The sequence below is a fragment of the Aeromonas molluscorum 848 genome (assembly GCF_000388115.1).
Taxonomy (GTDB): domain Bacteria; phylum Pseudomonadota; class Gammaproteobacteria; order Enterobacterales; family Aeromonadaceae; genus Aeromonas; species Aeromonas molluscorum.
In genome coordinates, this window is sequence record NZ_AQGQ01000297.1 from 1 (window position 1) to 1,380 (window position 1,380).

Genomic DNA, 1,380 nt, shown 5'->3' on the forward strand with positions numbered 1-1,380 from the left:
CCTAGTACCCCAGCCATTTTACCTGTCATCGACCGTCGATGATGTGCTGTGGTGGAGCGGTGAGGTTTAGATCTCGTCAACACGCCCAGGTCCAAAGCCTGGTCACCCAGCGAATTTTACTTGTAAACGACCTGGTCGCATACAAGACGGCTATGTAGCTCAGTTGGTTAGAGCATCGCACTCATAATGCGAGGGTCACAGGTTCGAATCCCGTCATAGCCACCATATAGTTTGCGGAAGTGGCGAAATTGGTAGACGCACCAGATTTAGGTTCTGGCGCCCTAGGCGTGAGAGTTCGAGTCTCTCCTTCCGCACCATTACAGCAGTACCAAACAGACCAGCTCAGGCTGGTTTTTTTGTGCCCGGATTTTACTGTCTCAGCCCGGCCTCTTCGTCCTGTTGCCACATCCACTCATCTTGGCGGCCATGGTCCCCCCTGATAACAAATAACAATGTGCCATCACAAAGCGGCCCGCAGGCCGCGCCTGCCCATCGCCCCACATTCTTCCCACTCAAGACTGCACTCAGAACGGGAAAAACCAGGGGATGGCGACCACGCTCACGCCCATGACCAACAAGGTAAAAGGCACTCCCACTCGCACGAAGTCGATGAAACGATACTCGCCAGGGCCTAGCACCAGGGTGTTGACCGGTGACGAGACCGGCGTCATGAAGGCCGCCGAGGCCGCGATGGCAATGGTCATGGCAAAAGGATAGGGAGAGACCCCCATCTGCTGCGCCGCGCCTATGGCGATGGGTGCCATCAATACGGCGGTGGCCGTGTTGGAGATAAAGAGCCCGGTGAGCGCGCAGAGGGCAAACAGACTGGCCAGCATGACCCTGGGCCCCATGTCGCCGACCAGATCCATCAAGAAGCCAACGATAAGATCCACCCCTCCCGTCTTTTGCAGCGCCAGGGCAAAGGGCAACATGCCGACGATGAGGATCAGGGTCGGCCAATGGATAGACTTGTAGGCACTCTCCAGATCGATACAGCGAAACTGGCCCATCAGCAGACAGGCTATCAGCGCGGCCACCACGTTGGGCACAGGATCTGTCACCATCAGCAGCACCATGACCCCCAGCGAGAGCAGTGCGTAGGCAGCCTGGCTGCGGGCCGGGGCCATCTCATCCACCTCGGCGGGCAGTCCCAGCAGCAAGAAGTCCCTTTGATGGACATGTAGCTGGCGAATGAGGCTCCAGTTACCGGCCAGCAGCAACCTGTCCCCCAGCTGCAGCGGCTCGTCGACCAAGCGTCCGGTCAGCGCCTCGCTGCCGCGCCGCAGCCCCACCACGCTCAACCCATACTGACTGCGAAAGGTCGTCTCGCGCAGGCTCTTGCCGAGCAGGCTGGACTCGGGAATGAGGGAGATCTCGGCC

At 59.1% G+C, this 1,380-nt stretch carries 1 protein-coding gene and 2 tRNA genes; 2 read left to right on the top strand and 1 reads right to left on the bottom strand.

Annotation, left to right across the window (positions count from 1 at the left end; all coding sequences use genetic code 11):
• Positions 1-148: 148 nt before the first annotated feature.
• Positions 149-225 (top strand) — tRNA-Met (locus G113_RS20080).
• Between the two features lie 8 nt (positions 226-233).
• Positions 234-317, top strand: a tRNA-Leu gene (locus G113_RS20085).
• 207 nt (positions 318-524) lie between these two features.
• Here the strand turns inward: G113_RS20085 and G113_RS20090 are convergent.
• Positions 525-1,380, bottom strand: an 856-nt coding sequence (locus G113_RS20090; protein ID WP_005914725.1) for an SLC13 family permease, incomplete at its 5' end; no start/stop codon positions are given.